Genomic DNA, 21,996 nt, shown 5'->3' on the forward strand with positions numbered 1-21,996 from the left:
AACCAGGTCCCAGCACCTTCTGATCGACGTCGAACACGAGACTCTCGGCACGACAACCCTTCCCGGATCCCCGCTGCGGTTCTTCGATCAGACGGAGCACGGCGAGGTGGAAACCACCAAGCTGGCGCATCGGGCACCGCCCGTGCTGGATGCCGATGCATCGGAGTTGATGGCCTGGCTCGGCGGGGCCACCACATGACGTGCCCGAGCGTTGCCCAGGGAATCGAGTTGCGGTGAACCGATTCCACCGGCGGTATTGCGCGGGCGCGAAATGGAACGCGTTGATGCGCGAGCGGCTTCTTCCGGACGCTCTCGACGGCGTCGAGTTGGGTGACAACGTCCTGGAACTGGGTCCCGGGCCAGGGTTGACAACGCAGGCGCTGGCTCCCCTGACGCAACGCCTGACCGCGATCGAGATCGACCCGGAACTGGCCGGCCTCGCGGCCGAGCGCACCAGGCGCGATGGAAATGTCGATGTGGTGCTGGGTGATGCGACAGAGCTGCCTTTCCGCGACGGACAGTTCAGTACGGTCGTCTGTATGACGATGCTCCACCACCTCCCCGATCACGCGGCGCAGGACAGGCTCTTCGCGGAGGCCCGCCGGGTGCTCCGGCCGGGCGGTGTGCTCTGCGGATCGGATAATCTCGGCAAGGGCCTTCGCTTCCGTCTGATCCACCTCGGCGATACCCGAACCGTGGTCGAACCCGACTCGCTGCCCGCCCGGTTGACCACAGCCGGCTTCGCAAAGACGAGGGTGCGCGTGACGTCCCGCCTGATCTTCCACGGATATGTCCGACCTCAACCGATCCAATAGCCACGAAGCACTACTGGGAGATCTCATGTCAAGAAACGCCGACGACGCCACCGTGATCGTGGCCGGGGCGCGAACACCCATCGGTCGCTTTCACGGTGGCCTTTCCTCTTTGTCCGCCGCCGAACTGGGAGCAATTGCCATCAGGGCCGCTCTCGAGCGCTCGGGCATTCCGGCAGCCGAGGTCGGCTATGTGGTGATGGGACACGTCGTCACCGCCGGAGCCGGTCAGAACCCGGCCCGGATCGCCGCTGCCGGTGCAGGACTGGCCATGGAGGTGCCCGCGGCAACAGTGAACAACGTCTGTCTCTCCGGCATGAATTCCGTCGTGCTGGCCGATCAGCTGATCCGTTCCGGTGACTACGACATCGTCGTGGCGGGCGGCATGGAGTCGATGAGCCAGGCTCCACATCTGCTGCCGTCTGCGATCACCTACGGGGGCGTCATGGTGCACGACTCCTTGGAGCGGGACGGTTTGTGGGATCACTTCACGGACCAGTCCATGGGCGCGCTGACCGAGGGGGCCAATGTCGGAGAATCCCGGGTGAGCCGGACCGATCAGGACGCGTTCGCGGTGGAGAGCCACCGTCGGGCCGCGGAGGCGTGGGACCGAGGTGTGTTCGCGGATGAGGTGGTCCAGGTCGTCGTGCCACATCGCCGCGGCGGCCAGGACGTCGTCAGCAGGGACGAAGCGGTCCGGGTCGACGCCAGTGTCGAGGCGCTCGCCGCCCTGCGCCCTGCCTTCCGGCCCGACGGGACGGTCACCGCGGGATCGTCGTCCCCGCTGTCCGACGGCGCCGCGGCGGTTGTCGTTGCCAGTCGCCGAGCGGCTGAGCGGCTCGGCCTGTCCTGGCTGGCAGAGATCATTGCTCACGCGACCGTGGCAGGACCGGACTCGACGCTGCAGCACCAACCCGCCAACGCCATCGAGAGCGCCTGCAAAGCAGGTGGTCTCCAGCCAGGTGAGCTCGATCTGGTGGAGATCAACGAGGCCTTTGCGGCGGTCGGTATTGCCAGCACGCGAAGATTGGGCATCGACCCTTCCCGGGTGAACGTCGACGGCGGTGCGATCGCGCTCGGGCACCCGCTGGGTATGTCCGGCACCCGCATCAGCCTGCACCTGGCCCTGGCGTTGGCCCGACGCGGTGGCGGGGTGGGCGCCGCCGCACTGTGCGGCGGAGGCGGCCAGGGTGAAGCCCTCATCCTCCGGGTCGCTGCCAAAGACTGATCGCTGTACGGACGGGTCGATGAACGCCGTTCAGCGGCAGGACCAGACGCTTTCGCCACGGGCCACCTTGCGTACCCCGGTGACAAGAGTGCCGGCGTCGCAGTTCTTCGCCAGACACCCGCGCGCCCCGGCCTTCTCGAGGGCCCGCATGGTGGCGGCGTCGGCCATAGCCGTCAGGATCAGCACCTTCATGTCCGGTGCGGTCACGGTGAGCTGCCTGGTCACTTCCAGACCGCTCATCACCGGCATCCTCAGGTCCATGAGAACGACATCCGGCTGGACCGATGCCGCTGTCGCCATCACCTGCGCCCCGTCCGAGCACTCGCCCACAACGGTCACGCCCTCCGCGACGGACAACAGCGCGGACACAGCGGCCCGAACCAGGTGATGGTCGTCGACGACCAGCACGCGGATCACCGACGACCAGTCCGGTCATCCATCAGCGCCTCCGATGTCGGTCGTGTGTCTACCGTTTGAAGAGTGGCCGGGGCGCGTTGCATGACGCGGCGGATGGGCATCCCGGCACACGTGCCTGACATCTCACCGATGAGATTCGTGCCGCGGCCCGGTCCACAGACACAGCGACGAATAGACACATCGACGAAAAGACACAGCCGACGAATGGACAAGGAGAGTCATGACTGTTCCGCACGATCTGACCCCCGCCGCCCGTGCGGTCGAGGACCTCTTGCCCGGGATCAGTGACGAACAGCTCGCCGATCCCACGCCGTGCCCTGACTACACGGTGAAGGGGATGCTGTTCCACCTGCTGTCGCTCAGCACAGCGTTCCGGGCAGCGGCCGAGAAGGATCTCGGGCCACTGACCGCCACCGCCCCTGAGTCGATGAACCCCGAACTCCCACCGGACTGGCGAACACAGCTACCCGTGCGGCTGGACGAACTGGTATCCGCCTGGCACCGACCGGACGCCTGGGACGGGCAGACCCAGGTAGGCGGGGTCGACCTCCCCGGTGAGGCGGCCGGACAGGTCGGACTCAACGAGTTGGTCATCCACGGCTGGGATCTGGCCCGCGCCACGGGCCAGCACTTCGACCCGGGCGAGGCATGCGCCGCAGTCTCCTACGACCTGCTGAGTGCGTCGGCGGACCCTGCAACCCGCCCGCCGATCTTCGGTCCGGTGGTACCGGTGCCGGCCACTGCGCCACTGCTCGATCGCGCGGTCGGCATGTCCGGGCGCGATCCGTCCTGGAACCGTTCCACCGTCAACAGCTGACCGGCCCGATCGCCCCGGGCACGGGTGATTCGCCCGGCCGGCAGGTCAGCCTGCACCTGGCGTCGGAATGGTGATCGTCACCGTGGTTCCTCCGCCGGCGGGTGCCGTGAGATCGAAACGGCCACCCGCCGCCTCGATCTTCACCCGGCATGAGTGAAGGCCGATGTGCCCCTCCCTGACACGATCAGCAAGGCCGGGGATGTCTGTCCCGACGCCGTCGTCGTGGATCGTCATCTCGATCCGCCCCGCGGACATCGACAGACTGATGGCCAGATTCTGTGCGTGCGCATGCTTGATCACATTTGCCACCAGCTCGCGAGCCGCACCGAAGAGCAGCTCATCCTGCGCTGTGCGTGCATCGGCGGGCCACCGGCTGAAGTCGACCGTCAGGGCCAGTCCGGCCCGCTCGGCCGCCGACTCGGCCAGCGCCGTCAGGGCGACCGGAAGTCCGGCCTGTTCGAGGACCGCCGGATGCAACTCGGAGACGGCGGTGCGCAGTAGCCGCGCGGACTGGGTGAGGGCCTCGTCCAGCCGGTCGAGCGCAGCCTGGGCTCCTGCGGCAGCGGGCCGTAGGTCATCCAGGTCCATCCGCGCGGCCAAGATGAACTGCAACGCGCCGTCATGGAGCCTTTCGGCAAGCGCGCTCCGCTCCGTTGCGGTGATGGACGTCAACTCGGTGAGCAACGTCGCCCGGTCCGAGACGAGTCCGGCGATCGCGGTCACCCGGGACCGTTGGATTCGCGAAAGGCCAACTGCCGCAGCGCCGACGCCGGCCAGAACGATGACGCGCAGTACGATCGACGCCCAGGGTTCGTTGTTCGCGTCCCGGGTGGCGATGGCCTCGAGCAGGTAGAAGACGACGGTGGGGACGGCGACACTCGCGCAGACGATCCAGCCGAGTTGGGTGGCCGCCAGGACCGGCAGCAGGAAGAATCCACCGAGCAGGACGAGTGACGTCCAGCTCTGCTCGGCAGACTGCCCGGCCACCCAACACAGCGCCGACAGTGCGAGAAGGTCGACATACAAGCCGATCCAGCCCCATCTCAGGGCAGTGCGGCCGCGCCGCGCCAGCCATCCGGTCAGCAGGAGGGCCATCACGGTGTACGCCGCCGCGATCACGACGCACCACTGCGCGCCGGTCGCCGGCGGCAACAGGATCACCGTGCCGATGACGAAGGCCACCAGGACCGCGCGCACGACGAGTTGAAGGGTGATCCCCCGCTGCGCGGACGCCACGACAACCTGTTGCACAGGCGCCGGTACCTGGCCGATGGGTGCGGCAATGGACATGCCAGAACAATGCCACCGACACTGCGTACTGTTCGCCGTTATGCGCCCCCCGGGTTCACAGGTGACCGCCGTCGTCGTCGACGACCATTCGTTCTTCCGGGACGGGTTGAGCCGCGGGCTCCGCGCGAGCGGCCTGATCACCGTCGTGGGCGAGGCAGCGGATGGGCGCGGCGCTCTGGAACTCATCGCAGCCGAGCAACCCGACGTTGCCGTCGTGGACTACCAGATGCCGGTGCTCGACGGCCTGGCGGTCGTGCACGCCGTCGTCCGCGACAACCATCGCACTCGCGTCCTGTTGTTGTCGGCGGTCACCGACAGCGCCGTGGTTTTCCGTGCCCTGGAAGAAGGGGCCGCCGGTTACCTCGGCAAGGACGCACGACGGTCCGAAATTGTGGACGCCGTGTTATCGGTGGCGGCCGGGAAGACCGTGGTACCGGCGGAACTCGCTGCCGGTTTGGCGGGCGAGATCCGTCTGCGCGCACAGAATGTCGGTCCGGTTCTCAGCGAACGCGAACAACAGGTGTTGGTGGCATTCTCCCGCGGTCTGAGCATTCCACAGACGGCAGCGGAGCTGTTCATTGCACCCAGCACGGTGAAGACCCATACCCAACGTCTGTACGAGAAGTTGGGTGTTTCCGATCGGGCAGCCGCGGTGGCGGAGGCCATGCGGCGGGGCCTACTGGAATGAAGGATGCCGCGGCCGCTCGCCGTGTTGTCGGGGGTACGTGGCAGGGTGCGCTGCATGAATGACGACGGGCCCAAGGCCGATCTCCAGCGGTATCTGCAGGTGGCGCGCGAAGCCCTGCTCTGGAAGCTCGACGGCCTTTCCGAGTACCAGGCACGCAGACCGATGACGCCGACCGGTACCAATCTGCTCGGCCTGATCAAGCACCTGGCCTTTGTCGAGATGGGCTATTTCGGTCCCACGTTCGGCCGGCCGGTGCCGGAGGTCGAACCCTGGATGGCCGACGACCTCGAGCCCAACGCCGACATGTGGGCGACCGCCGAGGAGTCTCGCGAAGACGTCGTGGCTCTGTACCGCCGGGCCTGGGCCGTCACCGACGCCACGGTGGCGGGCCTGTCCCTGGACGCGCCCGGAGAGGTGCCGTGGTGGAGTCCCGGGAAGCGTGCCGTCACCCTGCATCTGGTCCTCGTGCACGTCACCACCGAGACTCACCGCCACGCCGGCCACGCAGACATCGTGCGCGAGTTGGTGGACGGGGCCGCCGGATTCCGGGCCGGCGGCGACAACCTGCCGGACGGTCTGGATGCGGCGTGGTGGGTGGGTTACCGCGAGCGGCTCGAGTCCGCCGCGCGCGCAGCCGGCTAGCCCGCCGGTCCGCCGCGCGCCTGCCGCTCGCGAGGCGTCAGGCGCGGCCCGTCAGCACATCCGCGACCACCGAGCACGTGTCATGGCCGGGGTCTGCCCGGTGGATGCGGCTGGCCGCCCGGTGCAGGGCGGTCCGTAATTGCTCCTGCTCTCTGTCGCTGAGTCCGTCGAGCAATTCACGCTCGGCGTCCGCGACGCGCTGTTCGAGTTGCGCGAGGAGATCGCGCCCCGCCGGGGTCGCTGCCAGCCGCCGCACCCGGCGATCGGCCGGGTCGACAGTGCGCTCGATGACGCCCGCGTCCACCAGATCGTCGATCACGTACGTCAGCACCGTCCGGTCGATACCCAGATGCGCGGCCAGCGAGGCCTGGGTCGGGGGTTCGTCATGAGCAACGGTAGCCAGGATCTGAAATCCGCGGGCCCCGTGCGGCACACCCACCAGAGCGCGTGACGCGCCTTCCTGCCAGCTCCGGAACAGCACGCCGATCGACCAGCCGAACGAGGGATCGGAAGTCGCGGTCATCAGACCAGTCTAACCGGGACTACGTTGACACCTAGATGAGTTGTAGGACATATCATCTTCTCAACCACTTATTTGCGATGACTGGAGAAGCGATGGACTACGGACATCGGCTGGATCTCGGAACGTTCATCACCCCTGCGAACAGCGCGCCGGACGTGCCGGTCGCCCTGGCCGGACTGAGCGAGGAACTCGGTTTCGACCTGGTCACGTTCCAGGACCACCCCTATCAGCCGAGGTTTCTCGACACGTGGACGCTGATGTCCTGGGTCGCCGCGCGGACCGACCGGATTCACGTGTCGGCCAACGTGCTCAATCTCCCCCTGCGCCCACCGGCCGTCATGGCCCGTGCGGCAGCAAGTCTCGACCTGCTGTCCGGCGGGCGATTCGATCTGGCCCTGGGCGCCGGCGGGTTCTGGGACGCCATCTCTGCGATGGGCGGCCGGCGGCTCAGCCCCGGTGAGTCGGTCGATGCGCTCAGCGAGGCGATCGACGTCATTCGCGGGATCTGGGCGGCAGGAGAACGCACACCGCTCCGTCTCGACGGCGAGCACTACCGGCTCACCGGAGCGAAGCGCGGGCCGGCTCCCGCCCACGACATTTCGATCTGGCTCGGCGCCTACAAGCCGCGCATGCTCCGGCTGATCGGTGAGAAGGCGGACGGTTGGTTGCCGTCGCTGGCCTACCTCGAACCCGGACAACTCGCGGCCGGGATGGCGATGATCGACGATGCGGCTGCGGGCTCCGGACGGGATCCGCGCGAGATCCGCCGACTGCTGAACATCGGCGGACGGTTCTCCCCGACCCGTGGTGGGTTCCTCGACGGACCTGCCGAGCAGTGGGTCGAGGAACTGCTCGCCCTGGCGGTCGAGGACGGTGTCGGAACGTTCATCCTGGGCACCGACGACCCTGAGGTCCTTCGGCAGTTCGCCGATGAGGTGGCGCCGGCGCTGCGCGAGGCGCTGGCCGCGGAGCGCGCGTCGGCCGGCACGGTGGGCGGGTCGGTCCGGAGTTCCGCGATCCGCGGGCGACGGCGCGACGACATCGACTATGACGGTCTATCACAACATCTCATTGCCATCGAGCCGGGTGACGCCGCGTACGCCGGCGTTCGGTCGACCTACATCCGGGGCGGGTCACCCGGCCTCGTGATCCAGGCCCACAGCGCCGCGGAGGTGGTCGAGGCGTTGGCCTTCGCCCGTCGGCAACCCGTGCCGCTGGCGATCCGCAGCGGCGGTCACGGCATCAGCGGGCGGTCGACGAATGACGGCGGCATCGTCATCGACCTGTCCGGGATCAACTCGATCGAGGTGCTGGACGAGTCGACCCGCCGGGTTCGCATCGGTGCCGGTGCCCGATGGTCGGATGTGGCCGCAGCGCTGGCGCCGTACGGGTGGGCGCTCAGCTCGGGTGACTACGGCGGGGTGGGGGTCGGCGGTCTCGCCACCGCCGGCGGCATCGGCTGGCTCGTCCGCGAACACGGACTCACAATCGACCATCTCCGCGCCGTCGACGTCGTTCTCGCCGACGGGTCGATCGTGCACGCCGGCGAGGACGAGAACCAGGACCTGTTCTGGGGCATCCGCGGGGCGGGATTCAATCTCGGCATCGTGACGACGTTCGAGTTCGAGGTCGACGAGGTCGGCGACGTCGGCTACAGCCAGTTCGTTTTCGATGCCACCGATACCGCGGGCTTCCTGGGACGGTGGGGAGCCGCGGTCGAGGCGGCGCCCCGGGACGTCACCAGCTTCATGCTGATGGGCCGGAGACGACCCGGGCAGCCGCAGATCGCGCAGGTGTCCACCGTCGTCGACTCCGACGATCCGGAGGTCGTCGTCGACCGGCTGCAACCCCTGGTGGAGATCGCGCCGCTGCTCGATCAGGCCGCCCAGATCCTGCCGTACGCGCGGATGATGCACGTGCCGCCTGGCCCTCACAACGGTCAGGGTGACCCCGTCGCGCGGTCCGGCCTGATCGAGCACATCACCCCGGAATTCGCCGCTGCCGCGGCTCGGCTGATCGCCGGCGGTGCGGTGTACTTCTTCCAAATCCGTTCGGTGGGCGGTGCTGTCGCCGACGTCCACCCGGACGCAACCGCCTACGCGAACCGGACCGCCAACTTCTCGGTGACCGCGTTCGGCACCGATCGGGACCGGGTGAACCAGGGGTGGGACGAGCTGCAGGGCCATTTCAGCGGGTTGTACGTCAATTTCGAAACCGACCTCAGGCCGGAACGGCTCGACGATGCCTACCCGGGGTCGACGATGCAGCGACTGCGGCAACTGAAGCGCCGGTACGACCCCGACAATGTGTTCCGGGACAACTTCAACGTCGCACCGGCCGCGTTGACCGTCGCCTGAGCCTCGTCATGGATCTCGACGCGACGGGCGATGGAGAAAAGCGACATGTCGATCGAGCCGTGCTGACCGTGCCCGTCACTGTGGAACTGGTGACAGGTGCTCGTGAACCGCCCGCAATTGTCGGCCGTCGGACACGAAAACGATGGTCTCGCGCTCGTCGGTGACCGATTCGTCGTCTCCAACCGCGGTGACGGTGCGCACCCGGTGGGTGAAGACGGCTGTCCTGTCGAAGATCTGGACCAGCCGCTCGGTGCTGTCACAGGAGACGACCCGCCAGCCGTCGGCGAGCCAGGTTTTCCAGACCCGTTCGTACGCGCTTCTGTCGTTGAATCGCACCGCTTCTGGATAGAACACGAATGATGCGTCAGGGGCGAAGCTTTCGAAATACCCGGTGGTGTCGGTGGCCGCGAACGCCGCGATCAGCCTGTCGGCGGCGGCCAGCACGTCGGCCTCGGTCAGCCGGTCGGTCGCCGTGCGCGCGGGCAGCGGCGTGACGCTGCGGATGAGTTTCTTGTTGACGAACTCGTCCATGCCGAACCGACCCATCTCGCGGCCGAATCCCGAGCGCTTGATGCCGCCGAAGGGCAGCTCCACGCCATCGAGCAGGACTCCGTTGACGAACACCATCCCGGCGTCGATGGCGTCGGCAACCCGGGCGGCCTGCTCCGGATCGGTGGTGAAAACGTAGGACCCGAGTCCATACGGTGTGTCATTCGCGATCGCGACTGCGGCTTCTTCTGACTTCGCCGGAAAGACCATCGCGACGGGTCCGAAGAATTCCTCGCGGTAGGCATCGTCGTCGTGTCCGACGCCGGTCAGCACGGCGGGCGGGTAATGGGCACCGGCCCGCCGGCCGCCGCCGATCAGCGTTGCACCTTGGGCGACCGCCTTGTCGACCTGCGCCTCGAGGCGTTCCGCGGCCGCGACGGACGACAGCGGCGCAATACCGTCCGCCCGTTCCAGCAGGGCGGCGCTGAATCGCTCGACAAACGCGTCGTACAAGTCCTCTCCGACGATGAACCTCTTTGCAGCGTTGCAACTCTGACCCGTGTTGTCGAACCGCGCCGCCACCGCTGCCTCGACGGTGGCGTCCAGATCGGTCGTCGAGAACAGCAGGAACGGGTCGGATCCGCCGAGTTCGAGAACGACCTTCTTCAGGTTGCGGCCGGCGATCTCGGCGACGGCGGACCCGGCGCGTTCGGACCCGGTCAGTGAGACGCCGGCGATGCGTGGATCCGCGATGACCGTCGCGACCTGTTCGTTGGTCGCGTAGACGTTGACGTAGGCGCCGTCCGGAAACCCGGCGTCGAGGAAGATCTGTTGCATCGCGGCGGCCGATTCGGGGCACTGCGGGGCGTGTTTGAGCACAATGGTATTGCCGACGGCGAGATTCGGGCCGGCAAAACGGGCGACCTGATAGTACGGAAAATTCCACGGCATGATGCCCAGCAGAACGCCGAACGGCGCGCGACGGATCATCGCGGTCCCGTCACCCTCGAGCAGGTCAACCGGCTCGTCGGCGAGGAATTCCTCGGCATGATCGGCGTAGTAACCGTAAATGGCTGCCGCGAAGTCCACCTCGGCCAGTGCCTCGTCCGTGGGCTTCCCCATCTCCCGGACGATGATCTCTGCCGGGTCGTCCCGCCGTTCGGTGTGCAGGGTGCCGACCCGGCGGACCAGCGCCGCGCGCTCCGCAACCGTGGTGGTCCTGGCCCATCCGCGGGCGGCGGCCGTTGCTGCCGCCACGGCCGCTTCCAGCTGCTGGTCGGTGGCAGTGGGGTACTGGCGGACGGTTTCACCCGATGCCGGGTCGATGACGGCGTACTCGCTCATTGTCTGCTCCGAGTTCGGACGATGGATGGGACCGGTCATTCCGCGACGACGGCGGAACCGGCTTGCTGATCCTGCTTGACCGCCAGCAGCGCCAACAAGTCGTACACGACATTGGCCGCCGCGATCGTCGTCAGCTCGGCATGGTCGTAGGGTGGCGACACCTCGACGACATCGGCCCCGACGAGATCGAGCCCGGACAGACCCCGCAGGATCATCTGCAGCTCGCGGCTGGTGAGCCCGCCCGGTTCCGGTGTGCCCGTTCCGGGTGCGTAGGCGGGGTCGAGCACGTCGATGTCGATCGAGACATAGACCGGCCGGCTCCCCACCCGCGACCGCACCCGGTCGATGGCTTCGTCGACCCCGCGGCGCGCAATCTCCGCCGTCTCGACGATCGCGAAACCGAGAACCTTGTCGTCGACGAGATCGCTCTTGGCGTACAGCGGTCCGCGGATCCCGACATGCGCCGACGTATCAAGCTCGAGGACACCCTCCTCGACGGCCCGGCGGAACGGGGTGCCGTGGGTGTAGGGCGCACCGAAGTAGGTGTCCCAGGTGTCCAGGTGGGCATCGAAGTGGATGAGCGACACCGGACCGTGCTTCGCGGCCACCGCACGCAGCAGGGGCAATGCGATGGTGTGGTCGCCACCGATGGTGACGATGGACTCGGTGCTGTCCAGCAGTGACCGGGCCGCCGCTTCGACCTGCCCGACGGCCGCGATCAGATCGAACGGATTGACCGAGACGTCTCCTGCGTCCGCAACCTGGTGCACTCCCCACGGATACACATCCAGCGCCGGGTGGTACGGCCTGAGCAGCTTCGATCCGGCCCGGATGCCACCAGGTCCGAACCGGGCTCCGGGGCGATAGGACACTCCCGAGTCGAAGGGCACGCCGAGGATGGCCACGCCCGCATGATCGACCTGATCGAGACGGGGCAATCGGGCGAACGTTTCCGGACCGGCGAAACGAGGTGTCTGCACCGCGCTGGGCGGACCGAGCAATTCGGGGTTCATGCGATCTCCCATGGGTTCACGGTGTCATTGCGTGCCGACGGCGGGCGACACGAATTCGCCGGGACCGCCGAACGGCGGGATGGCAACGGCGCGAACGGGCGAGCCGTCGGCATCGATGGCCAGCGGAAAGATTCCGATGTGCACCCTCTCGGGGAGCCCATCAAGGTTGGTCAGGTTCTCGACGATGAGCCGATCACGTCCGAGAACGATTGTGTGCACGGGAAAGTCGACCTGACCCGTCACCGTGGGATCCGGACTCAGGGTGTCGACCGCGAGCACATGCATACCGCGGCGGATCAGGTCCTCTGCGGCCGCAGCTTCGAGCGCGGGGTGCTCGACGGCGGCGGCGGTGTCGAAATGCCGCGCCCATCCGGTGTGGACAACGACGATCGCCGGAACCCGATCGGGCAGTCCCTCCGAGAGGGCGGCGTCCAGGGCGGCGAGCCCGTACGTGGTCCGCGGCGACCGGGGTGGCAGGTGCACGACAAGCGCTTCGCCGGCGAGCTCGTCGAGACCGATCGATCCCGTTGTCCGGCCGCCGGGCACGGTGTGTGCGGGCGCATCGAGGTGGGTGCCGGAATGTGAGCCGAGCCGAAGCGCAGCAACTGCGACACCGTCCCGCTCCAGCGTCAGCGAGGGAGTGATCACGACCCCGGGGTCGCCCGGGTAGACCGTCATTCCCGTTCGGACCGAATGGCTCAGATCCCGCATGGTTCAGTCCTGGTCAACAGTGAAAGTGTCACGGGCGACGCCCGTTTCGACCCGGCCGTCGGTGTTCGCGAGGTGCACGCCGGGCGCCGCCGGATATCGTCCGCGCTCCCCCATCATGATGGCCAGATAGAGGATCGCCGAACCCGCGAAGACCGGAAGGGTGGCACCGATGGGACTCGGCCACACGAACGTCATCAGGTAGGACGCTCCGGCACCGAGCACCCACACGCTGACGGCCGGCCAGTTCACGCCGCCGGAATACCAGTAGCGACCGCCGTGTGCCGCGAGCAGGTCCCGGGTGTACGCAGCGCGCTTCACGACGTAATAGTCGACGATCATGATGGCGAACACCGGCACGAAGAAGGCGCCGATGATCGACAGGAAACTCGTGAACTGGTCGAGCAGCGCGAGCCAGGTGGAACCCGCGATGGAGATGACCCCGAGAACCACGGCGGTCGGCAGGAAGCGGGCTCGACCGCCGACCTTTGCGTTCACCACCGAGGTGACCATTCCGTAGACGACCATGGTGTTCGTCGCCATGACGGACAGGAAGATCACGATCGCGAGCGGCGCTCCGAAGACGGCCACCAGCACGGTGGGATCGAACGCGACGGCGTCGCCACCGGAGAGGATGACGTAGCCGAGCGCCGTCGCGCCGAGCGTCATCGCGATGACGGTGGACAGCGTGTACCCGATGCCCGAACCGAGGATGCCCGCGCGACTGGAGCGCGCGAACCGGTTGAAGTCGGCGGACAGCACGGTCCACGAGATCGCCGTCGCGAGAACGATGTCCAGCACGATGACGGGGCTGAGCTCGAGCGACTCGTCGACCGGGATGGCCTGGAATTGGTCCGGGCTGTATGCGCCGAAGGCCACGACGAAGATCCAGCCGATGATGATCAGGATGAGGACGGCGAGCCAGGGCTCCACCTTCGCGATGCCGTCGTGACCGAAGATCGCCAGAACGACCACGATCAACTGACACAGGACGGAGAACAGGACCGGGCTGGAGAAGCCGGTGAGGTCCTCCACGACATAGTTGACGGTGATGCCGGCGAGCATGGCCTGCACCCAGCTCCAGCCCATCAGCACGATGACGTTGGCTGCCACCGGCAGCAGGCTGCCGCGAGTGCCGAAGGCGCCGCGGGTCAGTGCCATGGTGGCCAGTCCGGTCCGGGTGCCGATGTTTCCGACCAGGCTCAGCACCACGGCGCCACCCAGCGTGCCGAGCACGATCATGGTCAGCGCGGTGGCGTAATCGAGTCCGGGTACGAAAAGGGTGCCCGTCAGCAGCGTCGTCACGACGAGATTGGCGGCCAGCCAGATCATCCCGATACGGGGCAACGTCAGCGTGCCGCGGACAGCACCCCCGCCCTCGGACTGGGCCTGAAGCCGTTGGTCGAGGCGTCGGTACAAGGACATCAAGGCTCCTGGGACTTAGTCCGGCTCGATCAGCGACTGATCGCGATCATCGGATCCGGGTGGGCTGGGTGGCATGACGTCCGGTCGAAGCGATAAAGGCGCTTTCGTCGCCCGACCGATAAGTTGTCTACTGGACAACTCCTGATCCTCTGGTGTAAACCTATGGCGAGACCGTACGTTCGGGGCAGGACGCTGTCAACGGCCAATTGTCGGAGGCTTTCGGATGAGACCCGTTGCTCCGGATCCCAGCGACGGCCCGATCCGGATCGGCGCACGCCTGCGGAGCGCACGGACGGCCCAGGGCATGACTCTGGCGCAGGTCGCCGAGGCGAGCAATCTGACCAAAGGTTTCCTTAGCCGCGTCGAACGTGACGAGACATCGCCGAGCGTCGCGACTCTCGTCAGTGTGTGCCAGGTTCTGTCATTGCCGGTGGGCGCTCTGTTCGCCGAGCCGGAGATCCAGCGCATCCGGGCCGCTGATGCGCCCCGCATCAACTTCGGTGGCACAGGAACCACCGAGCGACTGGTGTCCCCGCGCAACGAACCCCGAGTCCAGGTCCTGCGGTCGATCATGCTGCCATCCGCATCCGGCGGCGACGACCTCTACACCATCTCGAGCGACGTCGAGGTGGTTCATGTGATCTCGGGTGCCGTCACGGTGCGTTTCGTGGATCGCGAGATCGACCTCGAGGCGGGCGACACGCTGACCTTTCCGGGACGCGAGCTGCACAGCTGGCGGGCGGACCCGGACACCGGCGCCGAGGTCACCTGGACGATCGTCCCGGCAGCCTGGAACGGAACGACATAGTGAGCAGCCCGCTACTTCCGGGGCAATGGTGAGGGCGCTTTCGTCAGCCGTGCTCGCCGTGCCTGCCGAGGGTCTGCACCGGGGTTGCGCCCGGCCTCGTCCACTGCGGCACGGGCCGACTGGTCGGCCCCCAGCTGGCATTCCCATCGGCGTCCGAGCGCCAGTACCAGCAGGCCTGGCGACCCAGGGCCGGATGCCCCTCGCGGACATCACCCAGCACGGGCCGGCCCTCAGGCCTGTCTTCCCATGCCTCCCCCCGACCGAAGGGCGTCATGTCGAGCAGAGCGAACGTCCCGTTGACCGGTTCGTTGCCACGGCCGGTCGTCGAATAGGTGAAGAAGACCCGGTCGCCCTGCCGGAGGAAGCAGGTGACGGAGCCCATGCTGCCGCCGACCGGTGGCACCACGTCTCGAACCGAGTACCAGGGCTGGGTGTAGCCCATGAAGTCGACGAAGGACGCGACCTCGTCCCAACGGCCCGTGGTCAGGATCGCGAACGAGACGCCTCGGGCATTGAGGTACACGGCATCCTTGATGTGCCAGGCCGTGGTCGTGCAGCCCTCGCACTGACCCTGGTGCGGCGCGCCGTCGTACCACATGTGCTTGTAGACAACGAGCTCATCACGGCCCTGGAACAGGTCGAGGAAGCGAACCGGGCCGTCGGGACCCACGACCTTGACCGTCCCGTCGAACTCCACCATCGGCAGTCGACGGCGGGCAGCCGCCAGCGCGTCACCTGCGCGGGTGTGGGCCTTCTCGCGCACCAGGAGTTCATCCCGGGCGGCCTGCCAGGTCTCCAGGTCGACCACCGGCGGCAGTGCGGATGACGTTGTCGCGGGGTCGTCCGGCATGGCGGTCATGGAAGCCTCCCTGTGGGGTCTCGCGTGTTCGTGCAGGGCTGCACCGCACTAGAAATCAGACGGCAGATCCCTGCAGAATTCATCGCCCCGAGGACTGCCCTACCCACGCCGCGTCTCACGGGAGGTCATCAGGCAGAACTCGTTGCCATCCGGATCGGCCATCCCTGACGTTCCTCAGCACGCTGGCCGATGTCGATGTCCTGGCCCCGAGCGACAGCGCCTTCGCCACCGTGTGTTCCTGGTCCTCCGGCGATGCGCTGGTCAGGTCCATGTGCATCGAGTTCTGCCGGGTCTTCTGGTCCTCGGTCGACACGAACCTGACCCGGAACCCGGTGTCGTCGGACGGCAGCAGGGCAACGCCATGGGCCGGGTCATCCGCGGTGTCCCAGCCCAGAAAGCCGGCCCAGAAACGCCCCACACGCACCGTGTCGTTGGCATCAATGGTCACCGCGGCCAGCTGAGAGGTCATGCGCGGTGAGCGGTGACGATCCACGCGCTGGACCCCAACCACACGCCGTCGTCGTGCAGGTGCGCGGCGAGCACCTCGCGAAGACGGTCCTCGGCACCCGCCGACTCGGCCGGATCCAACCGGCTCAGGATCGTGCTGATCGATGAGAAGCCGCGAACCCAGTCCAACGCAGCCGCCACGTCATGCCCGTAATACACCGGTTCGTCAACATCGTTGAAGCTCACGCCGGAGAATCCGGCACCCCGCAGGACCTCCTCCACCACCGCAGGATCGCCGAGGGAGAACGCATCCGGCCCGTCCGACGCAGCGGTGCCCGGCCGATTCGCCGCTTCGACGGATTGCCGGATCGCGACGGCCCACTCGTTGCGTTCGCGCGCCTGCCACACCATCATCGCCAGGCGTCCGTCCGGTCGCAGCGCACCGCCGATGTTGGCGAATGCGGCGGGCGGGTCGTCGAAGAACATCGTGCCGAACCTGCTGATCGCCAGGTCGAAACGCTGCTGCGGAAACTGGTACACCTGCGCGTCTGCGTGGTCGAAGGAGACGTTGCCGATGCCTTGCGCCAGGGCGAGGTGACGTGCCCGCTGAATTGCCGACTCGGAGACGTCGACCCCGAGCGCACTGCCGGACCGCGCTGCACGCGCCGCTTGCCTGGTGGTGTGCCCGGTGCCGCAACCGATGTCGATGACGGCATCATCGATCCGGACGCCCGCCACCTGGCGCAAGACCTCGTTGTGCCGCCGCAGTTCGGCGTCGTAGTCAGTGGGGCTCGGCCCGGGTTCGCGCGACACCGGTTGAGCGTGCCACTGCTTCAGAACGCAGCAAAGGGCGACGCCAGAAACGTCCCGTCAGCGCCTTCCGTGATGGTCCAGACGCGCACGTCCTTTCCGTCCGGTCCGGGGTCCTTCTGGTGGAACCGGACCGCCGACCCGGCGACCGCGCAACCGGCTCCCAGCATGTGCACGGCCGTTTCGTCGCGGATCAGCGTCAGGCAGACGTCGCCGGTGAAATTGTGCAGCGTCCGTGGCGGCCGCCCGTCGATATCCGTGACGGGGTACTGCTGGCCCGACCGCACAGGTTCGTCAGCGAGAAACTCCATGGCTCAGACCCTTCCGGAAACTGTCGGTGTGGTGATTCTGCGGCACGATGCCGCCCGCTACCTGTTCAACAGTGACGAGAGCCGTTCGCATGACGCGGACCCGCGTCCGGCCGATTCCCTGATTGACTTCGGGAACCGTCGGGTACCTGCGTTCGTGCCAATGGAGAGGCCAGCAACCCCCAGTGCCGCAACGGCTCTGGGCACGCTGACCCGATCCTTCGTTCAACGATGAAAGAAGGCGCGATGAGCACCACGGTCGAAGAGTCCATCCTGGTCAACGTCCCGGTCAGCGTGGCGTACAACCAATGGACACAATTCGAGGACTTCCCCCAGTTCATGGGCGGGGTCACCTCTGTCACCCAGCTCAGTGACGACCGCCTGGAATGGGTGGCCGAAATCGCCGGAGTGAAACGCCAGTGGGAGGCCAGGATCCTCCGGCAGGTCCCGGACGAGCAGATCGCCTGGGCTGCGACATCGGGGGCCACCAACGCCGGCGAAGTCCGCTTCGAGGACGTCGGTGGCGGGCAGACCTCCGTGCGGCTCGTCCTGGAGTACGAGCCCGAAGGTCTCGTCGAGAAGATCGGCGACAAGCTGAACATCGTCGAGAACCAGGCGAAGGCGGACCTGAACCGGTTCAAGGCCTTCATCGAGTCGGAGCGCTACGCAAGCGGGGCCTGGCGCAGCGCGGTCAACCCGGGCAGCGCTCCCAGGACACCCGGCATCGAGCAGGCCGAGAACTCGCGTGGCGACAAGGGCAAAGCGGGCGTTTCAGGTAAAGCGGTCGCCGCAGCGGTTGGTGTGGCCACCGCCGCAGGGGTCGGTGCGGCAATCCGCAACAAGAAGGACCAGCCGGACCGGACCACCGAGGTCCCGCGCGACGTGCCGACCTACGCTCCGTCCCAGACCACGTCGGACATCCCCGGGCCGGTCGTACCGCACACTGTCGAGTCCTCTGCCGACGATCCGTACCGGACTGACGCCGACACGCGTTCCCGTCGGTCCTGATTTCGGTTCCGGATCTCGCGTCATGCGATCCGGTCTGCCAACTCACAACAGGTGAACGCAAGAAGCACAGGGATGAAGTCGAGGAAGACCCCGCGTCGACCCCGGTCTTCACTTGCGTTCCGCGGGAGAACCCTTCCTGACGCTCGTGACGTTCCGGTCACCGCCACGCCGGCGGTTTCATAGCCGGAACGTCCGGGAGAACCGCCACGCCGGCGGGGTGCCACCAGGGCTGTCGGCCCCCGCGACAGCCCGGCCACCCGACGGGGACGTCTGCCCGGTCCGCTAGGAACCCTGGACCGGGCAGGCGCCTCAGTTGAGTCCTGCAGAGTGGTGTACGGCCACACGCCCATCTTGATCGTGGGCGTGTCGGGCTGGGACGAGGACGGTCACCGCGTGATTCTTCGAAGGACCTCTCACAGTCTGCCGAAGGAGTACCACGCGATGACCTCTGCTCACCCTATCGACCCCGAAACCTTCCTGGCCGATCAGCTCGCCGCGGCGAGCCCGGACCTGCTGCGCTCGATGTTGTCCACGTTCGTCCAGGCGCTGATGGGCGCCGAGGCCGACACCATCTGCGGCGCCGGGTACGGCGAACGCAGCGATGAGCGGGTGAACTCCCGCAACGGGTACCGGCACCGCGACTTCGACACCCGCGCCGGCACCCTGGACGTGGCGATCCCGAAACTGCGGTCCGGGTCCTACTTCCCGGACTGGTTGCTCGAGCGGCGCAAACGGGCCGAGCGGGCGCTGACGTCGGTGGTCGCGACGTGTTACCTGCTGGGTGTGTCGACCCGCCGGATGGAGAAGCTTGTGCAATCCCTTGGGGTGACATCGCTGTCGAAGTCGCAGGTGTCGGTGATGGCCAGGGACCTGGACGAGCAGGTCGAGGCGTTCCGGTCCCGCCCGTTGGACCAGGGCCCGTACACGTTCGTCGCCGCCGACGCGCTGGTCCTCAAGGTCCGGGAAGGCGGCCGGGTGGTCCGGGTGCACGCCCTGCTCGCGACCGCGGTGAACGCCGACGGGCACCGAGAGATCCTCGGCCTGGACGTCACCTCGGCCGAGGACGGGGCCGGCTGGTTGGCGTTCTTCCGCGGCCTGGTGGCCCGCGGCCTGTCCGGGGTCAAACTGGTCACCAGCGATGCGCACAGCGGGCTGGTGTCCGCGATCGGTGCCACCCTGCCCGGAGCGTCGTGGCAGCGGTGCAGGACGCATTACGCGGTCAACCTGATGGCAATCACCCCGAAAGCCAGCTGGCCGTGGGTGAAGACCATGTTGCACTCGGTATACGACCAGATCGACGCCAAAGCCGTTGCCGCCCAGTTCGACCGGGTCACCGAAGCGCTCGGTGAGAAGCTTCCCGCGGTCGCTGATCACCTCGACGAGGCCCGCGACGAACTGCTCGCGTTCACCGCATTCCCGAAGGAGATCTGGCGGCAGATCTGGTCCAACAACCCCCAGGAACGACTGAACAAGGAGATCCGCCGGCGCACCGACGTCGTCGGCATCTTCCCCGACCGCACCGCCCTGATCCGCCTCGTCGGCGCCGTGCTCGCCGAGCAACACGACGAATGGACCGAAGGCCGCCGCTACCTCGGCCTGGACGTCCTGGCCCGCTCCCGCATCACCCTCGCTACCGACAACACGGGCGATCCGTCCAGCCCGACGAAGGAGGTCACTACCAGACCAGCCGAAACCCTCACCGCCTGACCGACGAGGGATCACCGGTGACCGAACTCAATACACCACGCGAATGGGCTTGACCGCCGCCTCGTTGAATATGCGCCGGCATCGTTGGCGCCGCGGCCGAGAACCAAAACCCACCTGGGGGTGTAACGCGCAGCACCGCACGGTGCTTCTATCGCTGTTGACACGCGTTCAACTGCCTGTCAGAGCCCGGCGCCGGTGACCTTCCGGATCCCGCTGGATTCACAGGAAGGCATCCCCGTGCACAGCAGCGTTGCGGTGGCGCTCGCCGAGCCCAGCCAGACTCCCGACGGTGCGCCGCGAATCGCGCAAGTAAGACTGCCCGAGGTATCCGGTCCGGAGCGCGTCCGGGTGTGGGTGAACGGTGCCGTCGACGTCGTCATCGCGCGCCGCAGGGGCCGGGAACTCGGTGCAGCAGCCGGATTCGCCGACACGGACCTGACTCTCATCGCGACGGCCATCTCGGAGGTCGCCAGGAACATCGTCGCCTTCGCCGCTCCGGGCGAGATCACCATCACCCCGGTGAGCGGCAGCGACCGGCATGGCATCACGGTCGTCGCGCGCGACAAAGGCCCCGGCATCGGCAATGTCGATCGCGCCCTGCGTGACGGGTTCAGCACGGGTGACGGCCTGGGGATCGGCCTACCCGGCGCACGACGGGTCATGGATGAGTTCCGCATCCATTCGGAGGTCGGCGAAGGCACCACCATCTGGATGACCAAATGGCGACCCGCCCCGTGATCCCACCCTTCGACGAAATTACTCCCCGAGGCTGCCGAAGAACTCCCCAATATCGGTGGCGAGCAGGTCAGGTTCCTCGTGTGGTGCGAAATGCCCGCCCCGCGGCATCGTGCAATACCGCACCACATTGTAGGTCCGAGCCGCCCACTCGCGCGGCGGTTGCGCGAGGTCCCCCGGGAAAAGCCTTACTGCAGTGGGGACTTCGACTCCGGTCACCCGGGCGGTGCGGCCGACGCTGTTGTTGATGCTGATAGCTGCCTTCGTATTCCGACCACGTTCTCGACCGCTCGAGGAACTCCCGTTCCGCCGCCGACAGCGTCGCGTCGTCCATGTCGACGGGTGCAGCCACGGCCATCAGGTGGATACCCAGCACGGCCTCGGGGTGGGCCTGAGCCAGCCGGGAGGTGATCCCCGCACACTGACACACTCAGGAAGCGCACAAGCGTGCGCCGACGCGGTTCTGGAACTGCTCCCCGCGGGGGCCATCCGCCGGGCGTAGGTCCTCCGCCGACAGTTCGGCCCGTGAATACTGCTGGACCAGCAGCTCGGTCGTCAGGACACTGGCCCGATGACCGCATCCCCATCCGCCGTGCGGGCAACCTGCCTCCAAACCTTGCTCAGATGACGCCGGACTCCCGAGCCGTGCTGCTGCGGGGCATCCAGGAGGCAACCGGGATCCATGGGTGGACGATCGAGCCGATCGAGAAGAGCGGCACGGGAGCCGCTTTCGTCGCGGTCGCGGGGAACCGGCGCTTGTTCGTGAAGTGGCCGGCCGAGGTGCGGCCCCTTTCGCGTCTGGCCGAGATCGGCGTCGCGCCGGCGGTCGTGGCGACCGGCCACGCCGGCGGGCTGTCGTTCGTCCTGCAGCAGTGGGTCGACGGCCGTTCCGTCGATCGAACGTGGTTACGGCGGCATGCGGTCGACGTCGTGCAGGTGATGCAGCGTTATCACTGGGACCCGGTGTTGCGGAATTCTCTCGAGTCCGTGCATCGGCGGTCGGCAGCACAGCAACGTACCGACGATCTGCGAGCCATTCAGATCCGCTTGGCTGCCGCATCCGCCCAGGAGTTCAGCCGACCCGTCGTGCAACGGGCCGCCAGCAGGTTCGTCCACCTTCATCCGCCGTTGAACCCACGGGTGCCCACCCACGGCGATCCGAACCCGGACAACATCCTGCTGACACACGACGGCATCCGGTTGATCGACTGGGACAGCGCCGAGATTGCCGACCCGTTGCGTGACCTCGGGCCGCTGCTGTGGTGGTTCCTGCCGCCGGACGAATGGGCGTCGACGCTCTCCCGATACGACCGCCCGCTGGACGCCGGCCCGCGGGCCGTCGAATGGTGGGCGGCAAGGACGTCGTTGCTCGTGGCCCTGTGGATCGACGACCACTCCGGCGACCCACGGGTGCTCCGGTCCTTCGTCGATGACTTCCTGGCGGCCGAATCGGGAGCGGCGAATCCACACCTCGCCGACTGAGAGCGGGCGCTCAGGCAACAGGTACTAGTACCACTGGACCGTCCGTCGCCGAATCCACCGGCCGGCCCATTTGACCTGC

The 21,996-nt window shown here is 67.3% G+C and carries 22 protein-coding genes and 3 pseudogenes; 12 read left to right on the forward strand and 13 right to left on the reverse strand.

Annotation, left to right across the window (positions count from 1 at the left end; genetic code table 11):
• The 3 genes and pseudogenes from ACVBEQ_RS14880 to ACVBEQ_RS14890 form a co-directional block, all read left to right on the forward strand.
• A pseudogene (locus tag ACVBEQ_RS14880) lies at nt 1–199 on the forward strand (CoA transferase); the annotation flags it as partial.
• A gap of 85 nt (nt 200–284) precedes the next feature.
• Entirely contained in the window at nt 285–815 is a 531-nt protein-coding gene (locus ACVBEQ_RS14885; RefSeq protein WP_447154092.1) for a class I SAM-dependent methyltransferase, read from the forward strand.
• 25 nt (nt 816–840) lie between these two features.
• On the forward strand, nt 841–2,040 hold the full coding sequence (locus ACVBEQ_RS14890; RefSeq protein WP_447154093.1) for an acetyl-CoA C-acyltransferase: 1,200 nt from the start codon (nt 841–843) through the stop codon (nt 2,038–2,040).
• 30 nt (nt 2,041–2,070) lie between these two features.
• Here the strand turns inward: ACVBEQ_RS14890 and ACVBEQ_RS14895 are convergent, their stop codons facing one another.
• On the reverse strand, nt 2,071–2,457 hold the full coding sequence (locus ACVBEQ_RS14895; protein WP_447154094.1) for a response regulator: 387 nt from the start codon (nt 2,455–2,457) through the stop codon (nt 2,071–2,073).
• A gap of 220 nt (nt 2,458–2,677) precedes the next feature.
• Here ACVBEQ_RS14895 and ACVBEQ_RS14900 point away from each other — a divergent pair, with 220 nt between their 5' ends.
• A complete protein-coding gene (locus ACVBEQ_RS14900) occupies nt 2,678–3,274 on the forward strand; it encodes a TIGR03086 family metal-binding protein (RefSeq protein WP_447154095.1) in 597 nt (198 codons plus the stop codon).
• 45 nt (nt 3,275–3,319) lie between these two features.
• Here ACVBEQ_RS14900 and ACVBEQ_RS14905 read toward each other — a convergent pair whose 3' ends face one another.
• Nucleotides 3,320–4,564 carry a sensor histidine kinase gene (locus ACVBEQ_RS14905; RefSeq protein WP_447154096.1) on the reverse strand — a complete coding sequence of 415 codons (1,245 nt, stop codon included), beginning with the start codon at nt 4,562–4,564 and terminating at the stop codon, nt 3,320–3,322.
• 40 nt (nt 4,565–4,604) lie between these two features.
• Between ACVBEQ_RS14905 and ACVBEQ_RS14910 the strand changes: the two genes are divergently transcribed.
• The gene (locus ACVBEQ_RS14910) at nt 4,605–5,252 is read left to right on the forward strand and encodes a response regulator (RefSeq protein WP_447154097.1); all 648 of its coding nucleotides are present in this window, start codon (nt 4,605–4,607) and stop codon (nt 5,250–5,252) included.
• A gap of 54 nt (nt 5,253–5,306) precedes the next feature.
• Nucleotides 5,307–5,894, forward strand: a complete 588-nt coding sequence (locus ACVBEQ_RS14915; protein ID WP_447154098.1) for a DinB family protein — start codon at nt 5,307–5,309, stop codon at nt 5,892–5,894.
• A 37-nt stretch (nt 5,895–5,931) separates the two neighbouring features.
• Here the strand turns inward: ACVBEQ_RS14915 and ACVBEQ_RS14920 are convergent, their stop codons facing one another.
• Entirely contained in the window at nt 5,932–6,417 is a 486-nt protein-coding gene (locus tag ACVBEQ_RS14920; protein WP_447154099.1) for a MarR family winged helix-turn-helix transcriptional regulator, read from the reverse strand.
• Nucleotides 6,418–6,509: 92 nt separating this feature from the next.
• On the opposite strand from ACVBEQ_RS14920, the gene ACVBEQ_RS14925 reads away from it, so the two are divergent.
• Nucleotides 6,510–8,774 carry an LLM class flavin-dependent oxidoreductase gene (locus ACVBEQ_RS14925; protein ID WP_447154100.1) on the forward strand — a complete coding sequence of 755 codons (2,265 nt, stop codon included), beginning with the start codon at nt 6,510–6,512 and terminating at the stop codon, nt 8,772–8,774.
• 75 nt (nt 8,775–8,849) lie between these two features.
• Here the strand turns inward: ACVBEQ_RS14925 and ACVBEQ_RS14930 are convergent, their stop codons facing one another.
• From ACVBEQ_RS14930 to ACVBEQ_RS14950, 5 genes and pseudogenes are all read right to left on the reverse strand, one after another.
• Nucleotides 8,850–9,218 (reverse strand): nuclear transport factor 2 family protein, encoded by a 369-nt coding sequence (locus ACVBEQ_RS14930; protein ID WP_447154239.1) that lies wholly within the window; start codon nt 9,216–9,218, stop codon nt 8,850–8,852.
• A 54-nt stretch (nt 9,219–9,272) separates the two neighbouring features.
• Nucleotides 9,273–10,607: pseudogene (locus ACVBEQ_RS14935) on the reverse strand (NAD-dependent succinate-semialdehyde dehydrogenase); the annotation flags it as partial.
• Between the two features lie 35 nt (nt 10,608–10,642).
• Nucleotides 10,643–11,632 (reverse strand): agmatinase, encoded by a 990-nt coding sequence (speB, locus tag ACVBEQ_RS14940; protein ID WP_447154101.1) that lies wholly within the window; start codon nt 11,630–11,632, stop codon nt 10,643–10,645.
• Between the two features lie 12 nt (nt 11,633–11,644).
• Nucleotides 11,645–12,331, reverse strand: a complete 687-nt coding sequence (locus ACVBEQ_RS14945; RefSeq protein ID WP_447154102.1) for a cyclase family protein — start codon at nt 12,329–12,331, stop codon at nt 11,645–11,647.
• Between the two features lie 3 nt (nt 12,332–12,334).
• Nucleotides 12,335–13,753 carry a purine-cytosine permease family protein gene (locus ACVBEQ_RS14950; protein WP_447154103.1) on the reverse strand — a complete coding sequence of 473 codons (1,419 nt, stop codon included), beginning with the start codon at nt 13,751–13,753 and terminating at the stop codon, nt 12,335–12,337.
• 223 nt (nt 13,754–13,976) lie between these two features.
• Here ACVBEQ_RS14950 and ACVBEQ_RS14955 point away from each other — a divergent pair, with 223 nt between their 5' ends.
• On the forward strand, nt 13,977–14,561 hold the full coding sequence (locus ACVBEQ_RS14955; RefSeq protein WP_447154104.1) for a helix-turn-helix domain-containing protein: 585 nt from the start codon (nt 13,977–13,979) through the stop codon (nt 14,559–14,561).
• Between the two features lie 43 nt (nt 14,562–14,604).
• Here the strand turns inward: ACVBEQ_RS14955 and ACVBEQ_RS14960 are convergent, their stop codons facing one another.
• From ACVBEQ_RS14960 to ACVBEQ_RS14975, 4 genes are all read right to left on the reverse strand, one after another.
• Nucleotides 14,605–15,420, reverse strand: a complete 816-nt coding sequence (locus ACVBEQ_RS14960; protein ID WP_447154105.1) for a DUF899 family protein — start codon at nt 15,418–15,420, stop codon at nt 14,605–14,607.
• A gap of 115 nt (nt 15,421–15,535) precedes the next feature.
• Entirely contained in the window at nt 15,536–15,889 is a 354-nt protein-coding gene (locus tag ACVBEQ_RS14965; protein ID WP_447154106.1) for a VOC family protein, read from the reverse strand.
• Nucleotides 15,886–16,680 (reverse strand): class I SAM-dependent methyltransferase, encoded by a 795-nt coding sequence (locus tag ACVBEQ_RS14970; RefSeq protein ID WP_447154107.1) that lies wholly within the window; start codon nt 16,678–16,680, stop codon nt 15,886–15,888. The genes ACVBEQ_RS14965 and ACVBEQ_RS14970 overlap by 4 nt, the downstream gene beginning before the upstream one ends.
• A gap of 20 nt (nt 16,681–16,700) precedes the next feature.
• Entirely contained in the window at nt 16,701–16,988 is a 288-nt protein-coding gene (locus ACVBEQ_RS14975; protein ID WP_447154108.1) for a hypothetical protein, read from the reverse strand.
• Between the two features lie 243 nt (nt 16,989–17,231).
• Between ACVBEQ_RS14975 and ACVBEQ_RS14980 the strand changes: the two genes are divergently transcribed.
• From ACVBEQ_RS14980 to ACVBEQ_RS14990, 3 genes are all read left to right on the forward strand, one after another.
• Complete coding sequence (locus ACVBEQ_RS14980) at nt 17,232–17,993, forward strand: SRPBCC family protein (RefSeq protein WP_447154109.1); 762 nt, start codon at nt 17,232–17,234, stop codon at nt 17,991–17,993.
• A 441-nt stretch (nt 17,994–18,434) separates the two neighbouring features.
• Nucleotides 18,435–19,700 (forward strand): IS256 family transposase, encoded by a 1,266-nt coding sequence (locus ACVBEQ_RS14985; RefSeq protein ID WP_447154110.1) that lies wholly within the window; start codon nt 18,435–18,437, stop codon nt 19,698–19,700.
• A gap of 195 nt (nt 19,701–19,895) precedes the next feature.
• Nucleotides 19,896–20,438, forward strand: a complete 543-nt coding sequence (locus ACVBEQ_RS14990; protein WP_447154111.1) for an anti-sigma regulatory factor — start codon at nt 19,896–19,898, stop codon at nt 20,436–20,438.
• A gap of 18 nt (nt 20,439–20,456) precedes the next feature.
• Here ACVBEQ_RS14990 and ACVBEQ_RS14995 read toward each other — a convergent pair.
• Nucleotides 20,457–20,853 (reverse strand): annotated as a pseudogene (locus tag ACVBEQ_RS14995) (alpha/beta fold hydrolase); the annotation flags it as partial.
• Between the two features lie 206 nt (nt 20,854–21,059).
• On the opposite strand from ACVBEQ_RS14995, the gene ACVBEQ_RS15000 reads away from it, so the two are divergent.
• Nucleotides 21,060–21,917, forward strand: a complete 858-nt coding sequence (locus ACVBEQ_RS15000) for a phosphotransferase (RefSeq protein ID WP_447154112.1) — start codon at nt 21,060–21,062, stop codon at nt 21,915–21,917.
• The last annotated feature ends 79 nt before the right edge of the window (nt 21,918–21,996 follow it).

The sequence above is a fragment of the Nakamurella sp. GG22 genome, from assembly GCF_052976845.2.